Source organism: Acidobacteriota bacterium, assembly GCA_039028635.1.
In the GTDB taxonomy this organism is placed as follows: Bacteria; Acidobacteriota; Thermoanaerobaculia; order Multivoradales; family JBCCEF01; genus JBCCEF01.
The window spans coordinates 1-20,045 of the sequence record JBCCHV010000019.1 but is presented as its reverse complement, the minus strand read 5'-3'; the positions used below and the strand labels follow the sequence as shown (position 1 = coordinate 20,045).

Annotated in this window: 16 protein-coding genes; 12 read left to right on the top strand and 4 right to left on the bottom strand. The window is 69.6% G+C overall.

Features of this window, described 5'->3' with window-relative positions; translation table 11 throughout:
- Positions 1 to 96 precede the first annotated feature (96 nt).
- The 6 genes from AAF604_09725 to AAF604_09700 all read left to right on the top strand — a co-directional run bounded on the left by AAF604_09725 (position 97) and on the right by AAF604_09700 (position 11,233).
- Positions 97 to 1,053 carry a DUF1702 family protein gene (locus AAF604_09725; protein MEM7049930.1) on the top strand — a complete coding sequence of 319 codons (957 nt, stop codon included), beginning with the start codon at positions 97 to 99 and terminating at the stop codon, positions 1,051 to 1,053.
- Positions 1,054 to 1,063: 10 nt separating this feature from the next.
- A complete protein-coding gene (locus AAF604_09720) occupies positions 1,064 to 6,844 on the top strand; it encodes an SDR family NAD(P)-dependent oxidoreductase (GenBank protein MEM7049929.1) in 5,781 nt (1,926 codons plus the stop codon).
- A complete protein-coding gene (locus tag AAF604_09715; GenBank protein ID MEM7049928.1) occupies positions 6,841 to 7,263 on the top strand; it encodes an acyl-CoA thioesterase in 423 nt (140 codons plus the stop codon). Before AAF604_09720 ends, AAF604_09715 begins: the two co-directional genes overlap by 4 nt.
- A gap of 117 nt (positions 7,264 to 7,380) precedes the next feature.
- Positions 7,381 to 8,835 carry a right-handed parallel beta-helix repeat-containing protein gene (locus AAF604_09710; GenBank protein ID MEM7049927.1) on the top strand — a complete coding sequence of 485 codons (1,455 nt, stop codon included), beginning with the start codon at positions 7,381 to 7,383 and terminating at the stop codon, positions 8,833 to 8,835.
- A 303-nt stretch (positions 8,836 to 9,138) separates the two neighbouring features.
- A complete protein-coding gene (locus AAF604_09705; GenBank protein MEM7049926.1) occupies positions 9,139 to 9,879 on the top strand; it encodes a tetratricopeptide repeat protein in 741 nt (246 codons plus the stop codon).
- Positions 9,880 to 9,949: 70 nt separating this feature from the next.
- Entirely contained in the window at positions 9,950 to 11,233 is a 1,284-nt protein-coding gene (locus AAF604_09700; protein ID MEM7049925.1) for a thymidine phosphorylase, read from the top strand.
- A gap of 10 nt (positions 11,234 to 11,243) precedes the next feature.
- Here the strand turns inward: AAF604_09700 and AAF604_09695 are convergent, their stop codons facing one another.
- Entirely contained in the window at positions 11,244 to 12,380 is a 1,137-nt protein-coding gene (locus AAF604_09695; GenBank protein ID MEM7049924.1) for a GDSL-type esterase/lipase family protein, read from the bottom strand.
- Entirely contained in the window at positions 12,377 to 13,312 is a 936-nt protein-coding gene (locus tag AAF604_09690) for a hypothetical protein (GenBank protein MEM7049923.1), read from the bottom strand. The genes AAF604_09695 and AAF604_09690 overlap by 4 nt, the downstream gene beginning before the upstream one ends.
- Before the next feature lie 91 nt (positions 13,313 to 13,403).
- Between AAF604_09690 and AAF604_09685 the strand changes: the two genes are divergently transcribed.
- From AAF604_09685 to guaA, 5 genes are read left to right on the top strand one after another with little or no spacing between them, the layout of a single operon-like run.
- Positions 13,404 to 14,639 carry a CinA family nicotinamide mononucleotide deamidase-related protein gene (locus AAF604_09685; protein MEM7049922.1) on the top strand — a complete coding sequence of 412 codons (1,236 nt, stop codon included), beginning with the start codon at positions 13,404 to 13,406 and terminating at the stop codon, positions 14,637 to 14,639.
- Complete coding sequence (gene thpR, locus AAF604_09680; protein ID MEM7049921.1) at positions 14,636 to 15,184, top strand: RNA 2',3'-cyclic phosphodiesterase; 549 nt, start codon at positions 14,636 to 14,638, stop codon at positions 15,182 to 15,184. Before AAF604_09685 ends, thpR begins: the two co-directional genes overlap by 4 nt.
- Positions 15,181 to 15,807 carry a glycerol-3-phosphate 1-O-acyltransferase PlsY gene (gene plsY / locus AAF604_09675; GenBank protein MEM7049920.1) on the top strand — a complete coding sequence of 209 codons (627 nt, stop codon included), beginning with the start codon at positions 15,181 to 15,183 and terminating at the stop codon, positions 15,805 to 15,807. The genes thpR and plsY overlap by 4 nt, the downstream gene beginning before the upstream one ends.
- A gap of 4 nt (positions 15,808 to 15,811) precedes the next feature.
- Positions 15,812 to 16,825 carry an NAD(P)H-dependent glycerol-3-phosphate dehydrogenase gene (locus tag AAF604_09670; GenBank protein ID MEM7049919.1) on the top strand — a complete coding sequence of 338 codons (1,014 nt, stop codon included), beginning with the start codon at positions 15,812 to 15,814 and terminating at the stop codon, positions 16,823 to 16,825.
- Positions 16,822 to 18,369, top strand: coding sequence for a glutamine-hydrolyzing GMP synthase (guaA, locus tag AAF604_09665; GenBank protein ID MEM7049918.1), 1,548 nt, complete (start codon positions 16,822 to 16,824; stop codon positions 18,367 to 18,369). The genes AAF604_09670 and guaA overlap by 4 nt, the downstream gene beginning before the upstream one ends.
- Before the next feature lie 170 nt (positions 18,370 to 18,539).
- Here guaA and AAF604_09660 read toward each other — a convergent pair whose 3' ends face one another.
- Together AAF604_09660 and AAF604_09655 are read right to left on the bottom strand one after the other, a co-directional pair.
- Positions 18,540 to 18,851, bottom strand: coding sequence for a type II toxin-antitoxin system RelE/ParE family toxin (locus AAF604_09660; GenBank protein ID MEM7049917.1), 312 nt, complete (start codon positions 18,849 to 18,851; stop codon positions 18,540 to 18,542).
- Complete coding sequence (locus AAF604_09655) at positions 18,848 to 19,021, bottom strand: hypothetical protein (protein ID MEM7049916.1); 174 nt, start codon at positions 19,019 to 19,021, stop codon at positions 18,848 to 18,850. Before AAF604_09655 ends, AAF604_09660 begins: the two co-directional genes overlap by 4 nt.
- Positions 19,022 to 19,399: 378 nt before the next feature.
- Here AAF604_09655 and AAF604_09650 point away from each other — a divergent pair.
- On the top strand, positions 19,400 to 20,045 hold a 646-nt coding region (locus AAF604_09650; protein MEM7049915.1), incomplete at its 3' end, for a prolipoprotein diacylglyceryl transferase family protein.

Below are 20,045 nucleotides of genomic sequence, written 5' to 3'. Positions count from 1 at the left end.
CCTCGACCGAAGCCGAGGAACCAGCTCGGGGCGGCTCGCCGACGCCGGGAAATGGGTCGCGTCGTCGCCGCGAGGGAGACAGCCGGAGGAGAGCGTATGGGAGTGCTGACCCGACGGATTTTCGGCGTCGATCCGAGCGAGGGATCCTTCGCCAAACGCGGTTTTCACGGCGCGCCGGAGGTTCGTCAGCGCCTCGAGCGGGTCGCGACGACCTTTCTCGACGGCTATCACGCGGCCCTCGAAGATCCGTCTCCAGAGAGCTTGAAGGTCCGCCTCGGCGCGGTCTCGGACGAGTTTCGCGGCTGGGTTTACGAGGGCGCCGGCATGGGTCTGACGGTGCTCGATGCCTTCACCCCCTGGCGGCCGCTGCGCCGCTTCGACGCCCTGTTGGCCGATTCCGGCGATTCCTACACCTACCTGATCCACGTCGGCGCCGGTTGGGCGATGGCGCGGCTGCGCCTGCCCACCGGCTGGCTGCTGCGGCGCCTCGATCCGCTCCTCGGTTGGCTGGCCCTCGACGGCTATGGCTTCCACGAAGGCTTCTTCCACCATCGCCGGACGGTGGTCGAGGCGCGCGTCCCGGGGCGTCTCGAGGGCTACGCTCGGCGCGCCTTCGACCAAGGGCTGGGCCGCAGCCTGTGGTTCAGCGAGGCGGCCGATGTCGAGCGCGTGATCGCGCGCCTCGCAACCTTCGCCCCCAGCCGCCACCACGACCTGTGGAGCGGCGTCGGCCTGGCGGCGACCTATGCCGGCGGCGTGCCGGTGGAGCACCTCGAGCGCCTGCGGCAGGCCGCCGGCGGCCATCGGCCGGCCCTCGCCCAGGGAGCCGCCTTCGCTGCCAAGGCGCGGCTGCGTGGCGGCTTCGCGGACCAGAACACCGCCCGCGGAGCGCAGGTCCTCTGCGGTCTGTCCTGTGAAGACGCGGCGGCGGCCACCGATCACGCCCTGACGGACCTGCCGTCGGGTCATGGACTCACCGAGGAACGGCCGCCCTTCGAGCACTGGCGGACCAAGATCCAGCACACCCTGACCAGCGCGGGAGTCGCCGCATGAGCCAGACAGCATGAGCCGCACGGGAGGCATCGCCATCGTCGGGATGGCCTGTGAGTATCCGGACATCCACTCGCCGAGCGATCTCTGGGAAACGGTGCTGGCGCGGCGCCGGGCTTTCCGCCGCTTTCCGGATGAGCGTCTGCGCCTCGACGACTATCAGAGCCCGGATCGCCTGCCGGACCGCACCTACGGCACCGAGGGCGCCTTCATCGAGGGCTACGAGTTCGATCGGGTGCGCTTCCGCGTCGCCGGGCGGGCCTTTCGCTCCGCCGACCTGGCCCACTGGCTGGCCCTCGACGTCGCCTCGCGGGCGCTCGCCGACGCCGGCTTTCCGGAAGGCCAGGGACTGCAGCGCGAGGCCACCGGGGTGCTGCTGGGCAACACCCTGACAGGAGAGTTCTCGCGCGCCAACCAGATGCGACTGCGTTGGCCCTATGTACGCCATGTGGTGGGCGCCTCGCTGCTCGCCGAAGGCTGGGATCAGGAGAAGGCCGCCGAGTTCCTGGCCCGCCTCGAGGCCTCCTACAAACAGCCTTTCCCGGAGATCACCGAGGAGACCCTCGCCGGTGGCCTGTCCAACACCATCGCCGGCAGAGTGTGCAATTACTTCGACTTTCACGGCGGTGGCTTCACCGTCGACGGCGCCTGCGCCTCCTCTCTGCTGGCCACCTGCCAGGCCTGCTCGGCCCTGGTGGCGGGCGATCTCGACTACGCCCTGGCGGGCGGCGTCGATCTTTCGATGGATCCCTTCGAGCTGGTCGGCTTCTCCCAGACCGGCGCCCTGGCGCCGGAGGAGATGCGGGTCTACGACGCCCGCTCGGCGGGCTTCTTCCCGGGCGAGGGCTGCGGCTTCGTCTTCTTGATGCGGGAAGAGGACGCGATCGCCCAGCAGCGGCGCATCTACTCGGTGATCCGCGGCTGGGGCGTGTCCTCGGACGGCGCCGGAGGTATCACCCGGCCGGAAGCCGAAGGCCAGGCCCTGGCTCTGCGGCGGGCCTATCGGCGCGCCGGTTTCGGCATCGAGACGGTGGGCTATTTCGAAGGCCACGGCACCGGCACCGCGGTCGGCGACTCGACCGAGCTGTCGGCCCTGTCGAGCTCCCTCCGGCAGGCCGGAGCCAACGGGCGGCCGACGCCCATCGGCACCATCAAAGGCAACTTCGGCCACACCAAGGCGGCCGCCGGCGTCGCCGGTTTGATCAAAGCGACGCAGGCGGTGATGCATCGCCTGATCCCGCCGATCACCGGCTGCGAGACGCCGCACCCGGTGCTGGAGGACGAAGCGCCGGCCCTGCGGGTGCCCTTCGAGGCCGAGATCTGGCCGCGCGGTGGGCCGGTGCGGGCAGGAGTCTCGGCGATGGGATTCGGCGGTATCAACACCCACATCGTAATGGAGGGACGCTCGAAGGACCGGCGGCGCAAGCTGTCGGCGCGCGAGCGCACTTTGCTGGCGACGCCCCAGGACAGCGAGCTGTTCCTGCTCTACGCCGCCAGCACCGGCGAGCTGGCGACGCGGGTCGAAGCCTTGCGAGCGACGGCCCGCCGGATCTCTCGCGCCGAGCTCACGGACCTCGCCGCCGAGCTGGCTCGCCGTTCGACGGCGGGCTATGTGCGGGCGGCGGTGGTGGCCGCCACGCCGCGCGAGCTGGACGGTCGCCTCGAGCTGCTCGGCGAGTGGCTCCAACAGGGGGTCGATCAGCGCCTCGACGTGCGCCAGGGGGTGTTCCTCGGTGGCGGCACCCGGACGCCGCGCATCGCCTTCCTGTTTCCCGGTCAGGGGTCGCCCTCGCGCTCCTCGGCGGGTGCCCTCGGACGCCGCTTCGAGGATGTCGTCGACCTCTACGACGACTTCGAGCTGCCGGCCGGGGACGCGGTCAACACCGCGGTGGCGCAGCCGGCGATCGCCGCCTCGTCAACGGCGGCCTTGCTCGCCCTGGCGGAGCTCGGCATCGAGGCGACGGCGGCGGTCGGTCACAGCCTCGGTGAGCTGGTGGCCCTGCACTGGGCCGGCGCGATGGACGAAGAGACCCTGTTCGAGGTCGCCACCGCCCGCGGCCGAGCGATGGCCGATCTCGGCGACGCCTCCGGGGCGATGGCCGCCATCGGCGTCGGGCCGGACGAGCTCGCCGCCCTGCGCGGTAGGGAGCGGGTGACCATCGCCGGTCTCAACTCGCCTCGGCGGACGGTGATCTCAGGCGACGAGCAGGCGATCGAAGACCTGGTGGCGGAGGCCCGCAGCCGACGCCTCAATGCCACCCGTCTCAAGGTCTCCCACGCCTTCCACTCGCCGCTGGTGGCGGCCGCTGCCGGTGCCCTCGAGAGCTGCCTCGCGGTGCAGGATCTGACCGCGCCGCAGCGCACCGTGGTGTCGACGGTCACCGGTGAGGTGCTCACCGGGGATTCCGATTTGCGTCGCCTGCTGGTCGACCAGGTGACTTCGCCGGTGCGCTTCACGGAGGCGATCGAGGCGCTGCGCGGCGAGGTCGATCTCTGGCTCGAGGTGGGCCCCGGCTGGGTGCTCAGCGGTCTGCTGGAGGACTTCGGCGACCTCGGCGCGGCGCTGTCCTTGGATGCCGGCAGCGATTCTTTCAAGGGCCTTCTCGAAGCCGCCGGCGCGGCCTACTGCCTCGGCTCGCCGGTCGATCCCACGGCCCTCTTCGCCGGCCGCTTCAGCCGGCCCTTCGATCCCGATCAGCCGCTGCGCTTCTTCGCCAATTCCTGCGAGGACATCGAGCGGCGCGCCGACGGTGTCGCGGTGGTGGCCAGCCCGGTGGCGGCGGCCGACGAGCCGGCGCCGGCGGTGGAGCCACAAGATGACCTGGCACCCATCGACCTGGTGCGCGAGCTGGTGGCGGATCGCGCCGAGCTGCCGGCGAGCGCCATCGCCGAGGACAGCCGGCTGCTCAGCGACCTGCACCTCAACTCGATCTCCGTCGGCCAACTGGTGGTCGAAGCGGCGCGGCGCCTGGGGCGCGAGTCGCCGGCTTCGCCCAACGATTTCGCCGATGCCACCGTCGCCGAGGTCGCCGAAGCGCTGTTGCAGGGCGAGGCGCGGGACGGCGCGGCGGGCGAAGAGGTCGAGGAGGGCCAGGTGGCCGGTGCCGGATCTTGGATCGCCGCCTTCGATCTGCTGTGGGAAGAACGTTCCCTCGCCGTCGGCGCGGCGCCGCCGCCGGCCACCGGCTGGCAGGTGGTGGCGCCGGAGGATCACCCGCTGGTCGCCGGCCTGCGGGCCGCCCTGCGCGAAGCCGGTGGCGGCGGCGTCGCCCTCTGTCTGCCGGCGCAACTGGAGCCGGGCTGCGTCGACCTCTATCTCGAAGCTGCTCGCCCCTTGCTCGACGGTTCCGCCGCCAAGTGCCTGCTGGTGGTGCACGCCGGTGGTGGCGGTGCGGGATTCGCCCGCACTCTCCATCTCGAGCTTCCAGAGGTCGACACGGCGGTGGTGGACGTGCCCTTCGATCGTCCGGAAGCGGCCCTCTGGGCGGCGGCCGAGGCGGTGGCCGTCACGGGCTACGGCGAGGCTCGCTACGACGCCGAAGGCCGCCGCGAAGTGCCCCTCTGGGACCACTACCCGATCCTCTCCGGCGAGGGCGAATCGGTGCTCGGACCGGACGACGTGGTGTTGGTGACCGGCGGCGGCAAGGGCATCGCGTCGGAGTGCGCGCTGCGCCTGGCCCGCAAGTCCGGCGCTCGGCTGATTCTGCTCGGCCGCTCGCGACCTGAGGAGAGTCCCGAGCTCGCCGCCAATCTCGATCGCGTGAGTGCCGCCGGCATCGATTTCCGCTACGTCTCGGCGGATGTCAACGATGCGTCGGCGGTGGCCGCGGCGGTCGCCGGGGCGGCGGCCGAGATCGGCACCGTCACCGGTATCCTGCACGGCGCCGGGCTCAACACGCCGCGCCTCCTCGCCGCCCTCGACGGCAAGGCCTTCCGTCGCACCCTGGCGCCCAAGATCACCGGTCTGCACAATGTCCTCGCGGCGGTCGATCCGGCCGCCCTGCGCCTGCTGGTGACCTTCGGCTCGATCATCGCCCGGATGGGCCTACGGGGCGAGGCCGACTATGCCACCGCCAACGAATGGATGGCGATGGAGACGGAGCGTTTCGCCAGCGATAACCCGGACTGCCGCTGCCTGTGCCTGGAATGGTCGGTGTGGTCCGGGGTCGGCATGGGCGAGCGCCTGGGGCGCGTCGAGACCCTGATCGAGGAGGGCATCCATCCGATTCCCCCGGATCTCGGCGTCGAGCTCTTGGCGCGTCTTTTGCAGTTGCCGACCTCGCCGGTGTCGCTGGTGGTCAGCAGCCGCTTCGGCATGCCTCCGACCATGGAGATGGCGACCCCGGAGCTGCCGCTGCTGCGCTTCCTCGAGAGCCCGCGGGTGTTCTTCCCGGGCGTCGAGCTGGTGGTCGACAGCGAGGTCTCGGCGGAGAGTGACCCCTATTTGACCGAGCACGTCTTCCGCGGCGAGCGTCTGCTGCCGGCGGTGATCGGCCTCGAGGCGATGACCCAGACGGCGACGGCCATGATCGGCCGGCGGGATCTTCCGATCTTCGAAGAGGTCGAGTTTCGGCGCCCGCTGGTGGTGGCCGAGGGCCAGACCCTGACTCTGCGGGTGGCCGCCATCGGCCGCCTCGACGGCCGCATCGAGCTGGTGGTGAGGTCTTCCGCCAGCGACTTCCGCACCGACGATTTTCGCGCCCTCTGCCGCTTCTCCGGCGAGCGCGCCACCGGCCTGCCGGCGGCCTTGCCCGACGCCGGCGAGGTCCTGCCCCTCGAAGCCGAGGGCGATCTCTACGGTCCGCTGTTCTTCCACACCGGCCGCTTCCGGCGCATCCGCGGTTACCGCAGCCTGTCGGCCCGCGAGTGCATTGCCGAGATCTCCGGCAATGGCGCCGTGCCCTGGTTCGGTCGCTACCTGCCGCCGCAGATGTTGCTCGGCGACGCCGCCGTGCGCGATGCTCTGCTGCACGGCATTCAGGTCTGCGTTCCCCACTCGACGATTCTGCCGGTGGGTGTCGACCGCATCGAGCTGGGCGATCTGTCGCCGGCCGAGGACTTCGTGCTGGCGGCCAAGGAGCGGCGGCGCGAAGGCGATCTCTTCACCTACGACGTCGAGCTGGTGGACGCCCAGGGCAAGGTGCGCGAGCGCTGGGTCGGGCTGCGTCTCCAGGCGGTCGATCGCAACCGCGTCGCCGAGCCCTGGAAGGCGCCGATCCTGGCGCCCTACGTGGAGCGCCGGCTGCAGGAGCTGCTCCCCGGCGAGCAGCCCAAGGTGGTGATCCGGCAGCGCCAAGCGGAGGTTCGTCAGGAGGACAGCGATCGCGCCATCCTCGAGGTGGTCCACGGCCAGGGCGCCGAGGGCGAGGTCCATCGCCGCCCCGACGGCAAGCCCGAGACCGCCGGCGCCGACGTTTCCGTCGCCCATGCCGGCGAGCTGGTGCTGGCGATCTCCGGGGAAGGCCCCCTGGGGTGCGATGCGGAGGCCATCGAAGCGCGGCCGCCGGATCTGTGGAGCGAGATGCTGGGCGCCGATCGCTACCACCTGGCGGAGCGCTTGGTGGGGGAGGAGGGCGAGAATCCGGACGCCGCCGCCACCCGCATCTGGGCCGCCGGCGAATGCCTGCGCAAGGCCGGCACGCCACACAATGCGCCGCTGGTCTTCGAGTCGGCGACCGATGACGGTTGGCTGATGCTGCGCTCCGGCAATCTGGTGATCGGCACTCTGGTGGCGCCGGTCGAAGGCTTCGAAGGCGGTCTCGCCCTGGCGGTGCTGGCGAGTGCCGAGCGATGAAGAGCTTCGAGCTGCGCCACATCATCGGGTTTCAAGAGACCAACCTGGTGGGCAACGTCTACTTCGTCAATCACCTCAAGTGGCAGGGGCGCTGCCGCGAGATGTTCCTCAAGACCCATGCTCCCGGCGTGGTGCAGCAGATCGCCGACGGTCTGGCCCTGGCGACGGTGCGGGTGTCCTGCGACTACTTCGCCGAGCTCGAGGCTTTCGATGAAATCCTGCTGCGCATGACCTTGGGCAAGATCCAGCAGAATCGCATCGGTCTCCTGTTCGACTACTTCCGAGTGCACGGCGACGACCTCGAGCTGATCGCCCGCGGCGAGCAAGAGGTCGCCTGCATGCAGAGGGAGGGAGAAGGCATGGTACCGGTGCGCATTCCGGACGAGCTGCGCGACGCCCTGCGCGCCTACGAGGCCTGAGCTCGAGCTCGTCCGAGCGGCGCCGTCCGGGCCCGCCGGCCGGCGCGAGATGTTAGGATCCGCGCCGAATCTACCCTCTTCATCGCTCGCGGAAACTGCTTCAGAGGAGCCTCCCTCATGGCATTGCGCTGCATTCTCTTCTTGTCGCTGTTCGTTCTGCTCGCCGGTGTCGCCCACGGCACCGTGTGGACCCCTACCGACACTGCTGACGGCATCTCCGGTCGCTGCGGTGCCGACTGCACCCTGCGCGATGCGGTGCGGGCGGCGAATCGCCGCCCCGGTGCGGACGTGGTGGTTCTCGGTGAGGGCACCTACTTCCTGACCCTGGGTGGCCGCGGCGAAGATCAAGCCGCCACCGGTGACCTCGATCTGTCCGATGACCTGACCATCATCGGTGCCGGCGCCGACCGCACCCGCATCGATGGCCGCGGTCTCGACCGACTGTTCGACCTGCGCGGCGCGGTGCGTCTCGAGCTGGTCGCTGTGCGCTTGGAGAACGGTGATTCCGGGAGCCATTCCGGAGGCGCCGTGCGCGCCCTCGACAATGACAGCACGGTGGTGCTCGATCGCAGCGTGATCGCCGACAGTCAGGCCCTCGCCGACCACGCCCTGGGCGGTGCCATCTACAGCCAGGGGGCGGTCGAGATCACCTACAGCAGCCTGATTCGCAACCAGGCGGGGAGCTCCGGCGGCGCGGTGGCCGGCTCCGGCAGCCTGCAGGTCGCCGGCTCGACCTTCTCCGAGAACAATGCCGAGTACGAGTATGGCGGCGGCCTCTACGTCGCGTCCGGTGGCGACCTCGACCTACGGCACAGCACGCTGCACGCCAACCGCGCCATGAAGGTCGGCGGTGGAGTTTACGTGCACGGTCTGGCCTCGGCACGGGTCCAGGCATCGATCTTGGCGCGCAATCTCACCTGGGCGGGAGGCACCGACTGCTACGGCCAGGTAGAGAGCGCCGGCTTCAATCTGGTGGGCCAGGGCGGTGGTTGCCAGGGAGTGGTCGCCGGGGTGGCGGGAGACCTGGTGGGTGGTGCGACCATCCTCGAGCCCGAGCTCGGGCCCCTGGCCCTCAATGGTGGCGGCACGCCGACCCATTCGCTGCTGCCGTCGAGCCCGGCTCGCGACGCCGTGGCCGCGGTGGCCTGTGCCGAAATGGACCAGCGCGGCGAGCGCCGCGGCAGTGGCGACGGTTGTGACATCGGGGCCTTCGAGGTGACCGGTGGTTGCGTCCCCAGTGCCTCCACCCTGTGCTTGCTCGATGGCCGCTTCCGGGTCACCCTCGGCTGGAGGGAGGGCACCGAGCTGCGCTCGGCCCAGGCCGTCAACTGGACCGCCGACACCGGCTATTTCTGGTTCTTCGACGGCAAGAACGTCGAGGTGGTGGTCAAGGCGATCGACGGTTGCTCGACGGTGGGCGGCTCCTGGGTCTTCGCCAGCGGCTTGACCAATCGCGGCGTCGAGCTGACCGTCGAGGATCTCTCGACCGGCCGCTCGCGGGTCTACCGTCAGGACGAGGGTCCTGCCTTCACAGCGATCCAGGACACCTCGACCTTCGACCTCTGTCCTTAGGTCAGGTCACGTTCCGGGCTCTCGCGGCCGTCGCCCGGGACTGCGGAAAAGGGGCCGTTTTGTGGTAGCTTTCGGCCCTCATGCGGGCGCCGATCCGGCGTCCTGGCCCGGGGCTTCTCGCCCCGGCGCCTGAAGAATTCAGGCGGCTCCGCGAGGCGCCCCCCGCCGTATCCGGAAAGCGGTGCGCAGGAGAACGAGGGCGGTATCGGTCCCGTGTTTCTGCGCCCGCGGGCGTTTCGAGAGCCGAGGTTGGGTAAAAAGCTCGGGCGATGAGCCCGGTTCCATTCGAGGGAGAAGTCGGCCATGGCCCAGAAGTTGACGCGCAAGGAGATCAAGAAGGACGAGTTCGCCGAGGCCTTGGGCCGTACCGTGGAGTACGCCGAAGGCCACGTCAAGCTGTTGGTCGGCGCTCTCGCCGGCGTCATCGCGCTGGTCCTGCTGATCGTCGCGTTGGTGCAGTGGAACGCCAGCAAGGTGCGCAAGGCGGGCGATGCCCTCGAGCAGGCGATGAAGACCTATGACGCCCCGATCGTCGCCGAAGGCGAGACCGGGGATGATGCCGACGAGCCCTCCTTCAGCGACGAAGAGGCCCGCCGCAACGCCGCCGAAGTGAGCTTCCAGGAGGTGGTGGAGCGCTATGGGGCGACCGGCCCCGGCGGCGTCGCCGCCGTCTACCTGGGGCGAATCTCCGCCGATCGCGGCGATCTCGCCGGTGCCCGTCAGCACTGGGAGGGCTTCCTGACCGATCACGAGGGCCAGTTGCTCGCCGGTCAGGTGCGCCGCAACCTGCTCGCCCTCGACCGCGCCGAAGGCAAGCAAGCGGAGGTGGCCAGTGAGCTCGAGGCGATGATGGAGCTCAATCCGGAGGCTCGCCCTCTGCCGGGAGACGTCATTCTGTTCGAGCTCGGCACCACCTACGAAGAGCTCGACCGCGGCGACGACGCCAAGTCCGCCTTCCAGCGTCTGGTCGAGGAGTATCCGGAGTCGGCCTTCGCCGCCGTGGCGCGGCAGAAGAGCGGACCGACGGCCGGCCTCGGGGCCTGAGTCCGGTCCTCCCACCGGCGCGGCTGGCAGGTCCGGCCGACGCTGGTCGGCCGGCGCGCGGAGCTTTGAAGTGACCCAACCTTTCGACATCTTGGAACGCAAGCGGGCCGGCCAAGGCCTGTCCACGGACGACATCCGGGCGGTTGCCGCCGGTGCCTCCGATGGCTCCTGGAGCGAGGCTCAGCTCGGCGCCTTCTTGATGGCGGCGGCGATCCATGGGCTGGATGGCGACGAAACCCGCGCTCTCACCGTCGCCATGCTCGAGTCCGGAGAGACCTGGGATCTGGCGGCGCAAATACCGACCCTGGTCGACAAACATTCCACCGGCGGTGTCGCCGATACGGTGTCGCTGATTCTGTCGCCGATCCTGGCCGCCTGCGACGTCCCGGTGGTGATGCTGACGGGCCGGGCCCTTGGCCATACCGGCGGCACTGCCGACAAGCTCGAGAGCATCCCGGGCTTGCGGCTCGACTTCGATCGCGCCGGCTGCTGCCGGTTGCTCGACGAGGTCGGCATGGCGATCGGCATCGCCACCGCCGAGATCGCCCCCGCCGACCGCTGTCTCTACCGCCTGCGCGATCAGACGGCGACCATCGACTCGCTACCCCTGATCACCGCCAGCATCGTGTCGAAGAAGCTCGCCACCGGCGCCAGCGCTCTGGTCTTCGACGTCAAAACCGGCAGCGGCGCCTTCCTGCCGCGTCAGGAGGACGCCGAGTCGCTCGCCCAACTGCTGGTTTCGACGGTGGAAGGGCTGGGGCGCCGCTCGAGCGCCCTGATCACCGATATGAGTCAGCCCCTTGGCGAGTGGATCGGTCATGGTGCCGAGGTCCTCGCCACCCTCGAGGCCCTCGAGGGCCGCGGTGCGGCCGATCTGATGGCGGTGACCTACGCCCTCGGCGTCGAGGTGGCGGCTCTCGCCGGCTGCGATCGCAGCTCCGCCGATCTCGAGGCGGCGGTGTCCTCGGGGCGGGCGCGCCAGCGCTTCGACCGTTGGGCCGAGCTGCAGGGGGCCGAAGCAGCCTGGCTGGCGTCGCCGGAGTGTGAGCTCGCTCCGATCGAGTATGCCCTCGAGGGTCCTGCCGATGGCTACCTTTCAGGGGTCGACAACCGACGGCTCGGAATGCTGCTGTCGGACGCCTGTCGGGCCGGTGGAAGCACCATCGACCAGGGGGTCGCGGTGCACTACCGCAAACGCCTCGGCGACTCCGTCGAGAGCGGGGAAGAGCTTGCCCGGGTCTATCTACGGCGCGAAGATCCGGCCCTGATGGCGGCCTTCCGGGAATGCTTCGAGATCTCGCCGGAAGGGCTCGAGCCACCCACCCTCCTGCGCACCCGCATCACCGCCGAATAGGCGGACTTCCCTAGAAGGAAGTCTGGCCGAAGCTGGCCGCCAGGATGGCGAGATCCTGGCCGTCGATGATGTCGTCGCCGTTGAAATCGGCGAAGCCGCGGAAACGACTATCGCCGCGGCGGGCGCCGAAGCGGCGCGCGAAGTTGATCAGGTCGGCACCGTCGACCCGACCATCGCGATCGATGTCGCCGCGGAAAAAGTCGGTGCCGGCGACGACGAACTGCGCCAGGGTGGTGTTGCGGCTGTTGCTCGGGCTCGCCAGGTCCTGGGTGCGCAGGCCGACGAAAACCACGCCGACGAAGGGATCGGTCGGCCGATAGCGCATCACCAGCCGCTGCGCGTCACCGGTTTCCTGCGCCGTCACCACTTCATTGTTGATCAACAGGTCGGTGGTGTTGCGATCGATGCCGGCGCCGAAATCGAACAGCTCCACCTCGACCTCGGTGTCGCCGGGAAGGCCTTGCTGGTCATCGCTCGGGAACACCAGGCCGGTGACCGGCGGCAGGTTGTCGCTGCCGCCGAGCAGGTCGGCGAAGACCTGGGCGAGCCGATCGTATCCCTCGGGGTTGGGGTGCAGTCGGTCGGAGCCACCGACATAGAAGCTGGCGAACGGCGTCGAGCCGTTGAAGAAGCTCTCGAAGGGGTCGACCAGGCGTTCGCCGTTGGACCAGGCGAGGTTGCGAATCTCGCCGGCGACCTCGCCGGTGACCCGGTTGCTGCCGTCGAAGTTGGCCGTCGACAGGCGAGGCACCAGGGTGGCGTGCACCGTTTCCATGCCGCGACCGCCGGCGCGCCGGGAGATCTGATCGAGGTTGAAGCGGATGGTCTCCTTGCTCACCCGATCGTTGATGTCGTTGGTGCCCTCCATCAACAGGAGGATGTCGCCGCCTCCGTCGAGCACGCCGTCGATGCGGCTGAGGGCTTCGGCGGTGGTCTCTCCGGCGAGCCCCTGGTTTTCGACCGTCGCGGTGGCCCCGCCGGCGGTGAGGAGATCCTCGAGGCGGGGCGGATAGCCCTGCTCGGCGCGATCCGGGTCGTCACCGACGCCCTGGGTGATGGAGTCGCCGAAGGCGATATAGCGCTGCCCTTGGGCGGCCGGGACCAGAGCCAAGGCGAGGAGCGAGGCGATCAGCAGGAGGCGAATCACGGCGTCACCTCCCAGCGGATCGTCGCCGCCGTACCGCTCGGGAAGCGCCAGCGGTCCGGCGCCTCGATGCTGGGGCGGGCCAGCTCGGCACTGGGGAGCACGGTGCGGGCGACGATTCGGCCACTGCCGTCGAGAGCCAGCGAGCCCCAACCCCGGGGCGCGGCGCTGCGGTAGATCAGGTGTCGCCCGGCAGGGCCTTCGGCGAAGGACGGATAGAGGGAGCCCGGTGGCGCCGCCGCCATCGGCTCGCTCCAGCGACGGCCGTCGAAGCGAGCGGTGACGAGCTGGTACTGGCGGCCATCGAAGCGGCTCCAGGCGGCCAGCGCGCCGCCGTCGACGGCGAGCACCGCCGGCGTGATGTCGGGAACCGCGTTGTCGCCCGCCAACGGCCGGGCGTCACTCCAGGTGCCACCGCTCCAGCGACTCCACAGGATCTCGTCGTCCTGGCCATCGAAGGCCGCCCACAGCAGCAGCAGGCTGCCCTCGTCGAGGGCGGCGCCGGCGAGGCCGATCTGAGTGCCGGGGCCCGGCGGAGCGACCACTTGGACCGGAGCCCAGCCATCGCCGAGGCGGGCCGCGAAGCGCACCGCCATGGCCGACGGTCGATCCCCTTCGAGCCAGGCGAGGGCGGTGAGGGAGCCGTCCTCGACGATCGGTAGGGGCTCGCTGCGCAGCTTGGCCTTCTGGCCCGGGGGCGCTGCAACCCGCCGTCGTGTGCCGTCGGTCACCCGCCACAGGACGAGCTCCTGGCGTCCCGAGCGCTCGCGAATGCCGGCGTCGAGACGTTCCCCATCGCCGGCGAGGCGCACCGTGGCGGTGCGTTGGAAGGAGTCCGCCTGGGGTGCCGCGGATGCGCTATCGGCGAGCGCACCGAGGCTGAAGGCGAAAAGTCCGGAAACGAGCAGGAGGGAGGCTTGGCGAGCAGTATTCATAGACGCCAGCATCGTATCGAAGACGCCCTGCCGGCTGTCAACGTCGTGATCGTCTTGCGCTTCCGCTGGCGGCGGGTATCATGCCGAGCTTATGAAGGCGGCGATTCTCGCGGTCGGTTCCGAGCTCCTCGGGACGGATCGCCTCGATACCAACTCACTTCGCCTGACGCAGGTGCTCGAGGCCTTTGGTGTCGAGCTCGCCACCAAGGCCGTGGTGGGAGACGATCGGGCCGCCCTGGGGGCCGAGATTCGGCGGCTGGCGGCGGTCCACGGGCTGCTGCTGATCACCGGCGGCCTGGGACCGACGGCCGACGATCTGACGCGGGAAGCGACCGCCGATGCCTTCGACCGCGAGCTCGCTCTCGACGACGACATCGTCGCCGGCCTGCGCCGTCGCTTCCGCGAGTACGGTCTCGAGATGCCGGCCGTCAATCAACGACAGGGATTCGTCGTCGCCGGCGCCGAGGTGCTCGCCAATGGGCGTGGCACGGCTCCCGGCCAGCGCCTGGAGGCGGACGGGACAGCGGTCTTCCTGTTTCCCGGCGTGCCCGTCGAGCTCGAGGCCATGATCGGCGATCACCTCGAGCCCTGGCTGCGCTCCCGGGGCCTCGACCAGGTTCTCGAGACCGCCGCCTTGAAGGTCGCCTGCCTGCCCGAATCGACGGTCGAGGAGCGCATCGCGCCGGCCTATGAGGAGTTTGGTCGGGAGACCCTCTCGGTGCTCGCCAAGCCGGGGGAGGTGCGCCTCCAGTTCCACGCCCTCGGGCGCGAGGGGGAGCGCCAGCGCCGGCTCGCCACCATCGCCCGGCGATTGCGCGAGCTGGTCGGGCCGGCGGTGTTCACGGACGATGGTGACCAGACCCTCGAGGGGACCGTCGGCGAGCTGTTGCGGCAACGGGGCCGGACGGTGGTGACGGCGGAATCCTGCACCGGCGGCCTGATCGCCGAGCGGCTGACGGCGACCGCCGGCAGCAGCGCCTACTTCCTCGGTGGGGCGGTGACCTATTCGAACCAGCTCAAGACGGCGCAGCTCGGCGTAGCCGAGGATCTGCTGGCTGCCCATGGCGCGGTCAGCGAGGCGGTGGCCCGAGCGATGGCGGCGGGAGCCCTTTCCCGCCTCGGCGGCGACTATGCCCTCGCCGTCACCGGCGTCGCCGGACCCGGGGGCGGCAGCGAAGAAAAGCCGGTGGGCACCGTTCACCTGGCCTGCGCTGGGCCGGAGGGCGTCGACCATCGACGCGTTCGATTGGCCGGCGATCGCGGCCGGGTGCGCTGGCTGACCAGCCAGATCGCCCTCGAAATGCTGCGCCGAAGGTTGCTGCCGTGAGAAGTTTCGTCGCGCTGCCGCTGCCCTCGGTGGTGCGTCGGGGGCTGATCGATCGCACGCGGCCATGGCGTGGCGAGCTGCCGCAGGCGCGCTGGATCGCGGCCAGCAATCTTCACGTCACCTTGCGGTTTCTCGGCGAGCTGGGGGAGGACGGCCGGCGGCGCCTCGAAGAGGCCCTGCACCGGCACCTGCAGCCCTGTACGAGCTTCTCTCTGCAGCTCGTCGATGGCGGCTCCTTCGGCGGTCGCGTGCTGTGGGCCGGGGTCGAGCCGGTACCGCCATTGATGGCGCTCAAGGCCGCCGTCGATGCCGCCGTTCGAGAGGCCCTCGATCACGGTCCGGAGGCTCGTCCGTTTCGCCCTCACGTCACCGTCGCCCGCTGCCGCCGGCCCTGGCCGCGAGGCGCCCGCGAAGCCTTCGTCGGGCGGGCTGCCGGCGCCTGGGGCAAGCCCTTCCGCGCCCTCGGCGCAGCCCTCTTCGAGAGCCTCCAGGAACCTGGAGGAGTGCGTTACCGAAGTTTGTCGGAGGTCGCCTTCCAGCCATGACGGGCGCCCTCCTCTTGGTGCTCGGGGCCTATCTTCTGGGCTCCGTTTCGTTCAGCTTCCTGATCGTGCGGGCGGTGCGTCGCCGCGATGTGCGGACCATCGGCAGCGGCAATGCCGGCGCCACCAATGTGCTGCGCGCCGCCGGTCTGGCACCGGCCCTGACGACCCTCCTCCTCGACGTCGCCAAAGGCATGCTGCCGGTCTGGCTGGCGGAACGGCTGGGCCTGGCGCCGGTGGTGGTGGCCGCCGCCGCCATCGCCGTGGTCGTGGGCCATATCTTTCCGCTCTACTTCCGGTTCCGTGGCGGCAAGGGGGTGGCGACGGCGATCGGAGCCCTCGGGGTGATGGCGCCGCTGGTGGCCTTGGCGGTGATGGTGGTCTTTCTGCTGACGGTGCTGGTGACGCGCTATGTTTCCCTCGGGTCGATGCTCGGCGCCGCGTCCTACCCGGCTTTGCTCTACGGGCTCCAGCGCCTCGGCTGGGTGGGCGACGAGGCGGCCCTCTGGATCGCTTCGCCGGTGGTGGCACTACTGGTTCTGGTGATGCACTTTTCGAATTTTCGCCGCCTGCGCTCCGGCGATGAGCGGCCTCTGAGTCATCTGTGGCAGAAGAGGGGGACATGAGGCTTTGAAATCGATTGCCATTCTGGGGGCCGGCTCCTTCGGCACGGCCCTCGCCGTGCACGCCGCCACCGTCGCCGACGATGTTCGCCTGTGGGCCCGTCGCCCGCCGCTGGCCGATGCCCTCGCCACGGCGCGCGAGAACGCCACCTATCTGCCCGGCGTCGAGCTCTCGCCGACGATTCGGGTGACGGCCGACCTCGACGATCTGGTGGATTGCGACATCGCCTTGATGGCGGTGCCCTCCCACGGCTACCGCGAGGCGCTGCGGGCGCTGCTCGACCGGCGTCGTGACCCCGAGCCTCTGGCGGTGGTGTCGGCGACCAAGGGCATCGAAGTCGAGTCCCTGGCGCGGATGAGTCGGGTGGCCCGGGAGGAAAGCGAAGCCAGCGGTGCGGCGGTGCGCTCGGCGGTGCTCACCGGACCGAGCTTCGCCGCCGAGCTCGGCCGCGGTCTGCCGACGGTGCTGGTGGTGGCAGCCCACGACGAGAGCCTGGCGACCCTGTTGCGCGAGCGCCTGGCGTCGCCGGCGCTGCGCCTCTACTCTTCGAGTGATGTCGTCGGTGCCGAGCTCGCCGGCGCCACCAAGAACGTCATCGCGATCGCCGCCGGAGTGGTCGCCGGCCTCGACCTGGGACAGAACACCCTCGCCGCCCTGATCACCCGTGGGTTGCACGAGATCACCCGCCTGGTGGTGGCGAGCGGCGGTGACGAGCGCACCGTCGCCGGCCTGGCGGGCCTCGGCGACCTGGTCCTGACCTGCACCGGCGGACTGTCGCGCAATCGCAAGACCGGCATCGAGCTGGCCGCCGGCAAGACCCTCGACGAGATCACCGGCGGAACCCAGATGGTGGCGGAGGGCATCCGCACCTCGCTGGCGATCTCCCGCCTCGCCGCCGACCTCGGCGTCGCCATGCCGATCACCGAGCAGGTGGTCGCCCTGTTGTACGAGGGCAAGGACCCTCGACGTGCCCTCGAGCAGTTGATGACCCGTGAGCTCAAACCGGAGACCATCCTATGACCACCGCACCCCACCAGACGGTGCTGGTTCTCGATTTCGGGAGTCAGTACACCCAGCTCATCGCCCGCCGCATTCGCGAGCTCGGGGTCTACTGTGAGGTTCATCCCTTCGACCATCCGCTGGACGAGATCCGGCGCCGCGATCCGATCGGCATCATGCTCTCCGGCGGTCCCGAGAGTGTCTATGCCGAGGGCGCCCCGCAGGCGCCCGTCGAGCTCTTCGCCCTCGGTGTTCCGGTGCTCGGCATCTGCTACGGGCTGCAGCTCATGACCCGCCTTCTGGGCGGCGTGGTCGAGGCCTCCGGGGAGCGCGAGTACGGTCGCGCCGAGGTCGAGGTCGACGAGCCCGGCATGCTGCTCGCCGGCCTCGAGGGGCGAGAGACGGTGTGGATGAGCCACGGCGATCGGGTCGGCACCGCGCCGCCGGGCTTCCGCGTCATCGCCTCGACGGACAACGCGCCGGTGGTGGCGTGCGAGGACCTCGATCGCCGCCTGTGGGGGATTCAGTTCCATCCCGAGGTGTCGCACACCGTCTCCGGGCGTCAGGTGCTGCACAATTTCCTCTACCAGGGATGTGGCGCGACGGGGGACTGGGGCATGGCTTCGTACCTCGACGAGGCGGTCGAGAACATTCGCCGCCAGGTGGGGGAGCGCAAGGTGTTGTGTGCGCTTTCCGGAGGGGTCGATTCCTCGGTGGTGGCGGCGCTGTTGGCGCGCGCCATCGGTGATCGCTTTCTGGCCGTGTTCGTCGATCACGGACTGCTGCGCAAGGGCGAGCGCCGCCAGGTGGAGGAGAGCCTGCGCGACGGCCTCGGCATCCCCATCCGCACCGTCGACGCCCGGCAACGCTTCTATCGCGCCCTCGACGGCGTGGCCGATCCGGAGCGCAAGCGCAAGATCATCGGCGGCGAGTTCATCGCCGTCTTCCAGGAAGAGGCCGCGGCCCTCGAAGACATGGCCTTCCTGGCCCAGGGGACGCTCTACCCGGACGTCATCGAGTCGGTTTCGGTGCGCGGTCCGTCGGCGGTGATCAAGACCCACCACAATGTCGGCGGTCTGCCCGAGAAGCTCGGTTTCGAGCTCATCGAGCCGCTGCGCTTCCTATTCAAGGACGAGGTCCGGCAGCTCGGTCGCGAGCTCGGGATTCCGGAGCATCTGGTGGGGCGGCATCCATTCCCCGGGCCGGGGCTGGCGGTGCGCCTGCTCGGCCCGGTCACGGAAGAGGCGGCGGACCTGCTGCGCGAAGCCGACGCCATCTTCATCGACGAGCTGCGGGCCGCCGGCTTCTACGACAAGACCAGCCAGGCCTTCGCCGTGCTGCTACCGGTGAAGACGGTGGGCGTGATGGGCGACTACCGGACCTACGAGAAGGTGGTGGCGTTGCGTGCCGTCGAGACTCAGGACTTCATGACCGCCGACTGGAGCCCCCTGCCGTACGAGCTGCTCGGTCGGGCGGCGAGCCGCATCGTCAACGAGGTGCCGGGGGTCAACCGGGTGGTCTACGACGTCACCAGCAAGCCGCCGGGCACGATCGAGTGGGAGTAGTGGGAAGCTTGCGGCTCGCAGGAGAAGGGCGCCTGAGAACGGCGGAGATTACTCTGGCGCGAAGGGTTGGAGACGGAGCTCCTTGGGACGGATCCGATCGGGGATGGGGAGGGCGATCGGTCGTCCCCGCGCTTCCAGAGCCTAGAACCGGCCCTGGCGAGGAGGTTGGACTAGACGACTTCCCAGCGTCGCGGCTCGCGCCGGTCGGCCAGGGTCCGTCCGCCCTGCAGCACCGCCAAGATGACGATGCGCGACGGCTCGACGCGGTAGATGATCCGAAAGCTGTGGAAGATCAGCTCGCGAACCCGCTCGTCGCTGATCTCGGCGACGATACGACCGATGCGCGGCACCGTGACGACCCGCTCGACGCCGTCGATCAGACGATCGAGGACCCGCGAGGCGAAGGGTTCCGAGTCCCGGCCCAGGACCTCCTGGATCGCTTCCAGGTCGGTGAGAGCGGGCTCGGCCCAGGCCAGGCTCACGCCCGCCCCATGCGCTTACGGGCTTCTTGATGGGAGACGACCTTGCCTCCGGCAACGGCGGTCTCCGCCACTTCGACCTTCTGCTTGACGTAGATTTCGTACATCAAGTCGTCCCAGGTGGCATCCTCGGGCAGTTGCTCGACGATCTGCTTGACTTCTTCTTTGACCATCCCCATGTTGTCACCCTCCATTCCCTCGTTAGGCAATCACGTCCTAAGGGTAGCACAAATTTCCTGTCCCGGTTTCGTTCTCGGCGCGCACTAGAACTATGCATCTTTTTATCTAGCGCTCAGGTGAGCCTTGGGTCCGGGAAATTTCGGGGAAGGGTGGAGGGGGTGACGGCCGGCTGTTGCGGTGCGCGATGAATTCCTCCATCGATTATTTTAGCACTTCGGACGACGACTCGTCGGGGCGCACCGGGGGTGGTAGCATCGGCGCCCTCGCCTGCTGCCCGGGGCCTGCTTCCGGATCGGCGAGCGACCGTCGGCGATCCATCTTCACCCTGCCCTTCGAGACTTTTCCGTCCGCCCGTCAATCGAGATTCCGCGATGATTCCTGAGCTGTTCCGTGTTGGCTCGTTCGCCATCAGTCCGTTCGGGGTGATGATGGTGCTCGCCTTCTTGTCGGCCTACTACCAACTGCGCTGGGGATTGCTGCGCAGCGGTGCCGGAACCGACGACGATGCCAGTTCGCTGGTCTTCGCGGGGGGCGTTGGCGGCATCGTCGGAGCCAAGGCCTACTACGCCATGCTCTACGGCGATTGGCAACTCCTGTTCGCCCGCTCGGGACTGGTCTGGTATGGCGGCTTCGTGCTCGCGGTGGTGGCCATCGTGTGGACCGTGCGGCGCCGTTCCCTGGCGCCCTGGCCGACCATCGACGCCGCTTCCCTGGGCCTCGCCCTCGGCTACGCCGTCGGCCGGGTGGGGTGCTTCTTGGTGGGCGACGACTATGGCGTGCCGACCGATTTGCCCTGGGGGGTGGCCTTTCCCCATGGTCTGCCGGAAACCACCGCCGGTGTCCTGCGCGACAGCTTCGCCGTCGACATCCCGGCTTCGATTCCCGACTCGCAACTGATGGCGGTGCACCCGACTCAGCTCTACGAAACCTTGGCGGCGCTCGTCATCTGGGGCTTCGGGGTGGCCTACTTCCGGCGCCGACCGGGCATCGGGCGCACCAGCGTTTGGGTGATCGGCG

Bases quoted from the DNA above. Each gene is read 5' to 3' on its own strand.
- guaA (MEM7049918.1), top strand. From the start codon at position 16,822: ATGACCACCGCACCCCACCAGACGGTGCTGGTTCTCGATTTCGGGAGT.
- AAF604_09690 (MEM7049923.1), bottom strand. From the start codon at position 13,312: ATGAATACTGCTCGCCAAGCCTCCCTCCTGCTCGTTTCCGGACTTTTC.
- AAF604_09710 (MEM7049927.1), top strand. From the start codon at position 7,381: ATGGCATTGCGCTGCATTCTCTTCTTGTCGCTGTTCGTTCTGCTCGCC.
- AAF604_09685 (MEM7049922.1), top strand. From the start codon at position 13,404: ATGAAGGCGGCGATTCTCGCGGTCGGTTCCGAGCTCCTCGGGACGGAT.
- AAF604_09655 (MEM7049916.1), bottom strand. From the start codon at position 19,021: ATGGTCAAAGAAGAAGTCAAGCAGATCGTCGAGCAACTGCCCGAGGAT.
- AAF604_09720 (MEM7049929.1), top strand. From the start codon at position 1,064: ATGAGCCGCACGGGAGGCATCGCCATCGTCGGGATGGCCTGTGAGTAT.
- AAF604_09715 (MEM7049928.1), top strand. From the start codon at position 6,841: ATGAAGAGCTTCGAGCTGCGCCACATCATCGGGTTTCAAGAGACCAAC.
- plsY (MEM7049920.1), top strand. From the start codon at position 15,181: ATGACGGGCGCCCTCCTCTTGGTGCTCGGGGCCTATCTTCTGGGCTCC.
- AAF604_09705 (MEM7049926.1), top strand. From the start codon at position 9,139: ATGGCCCAGAAGTTGACGCGCAAGGAGATCAAGAAGGACGAGTTCGCC.
- AAF604_09725 (MEM7049930.1), top strand. From the start codon at position 97: ATGGGAGTGCTGACCCGACGGATTTTCGGCGTCGATCCGAGCGAGGGA.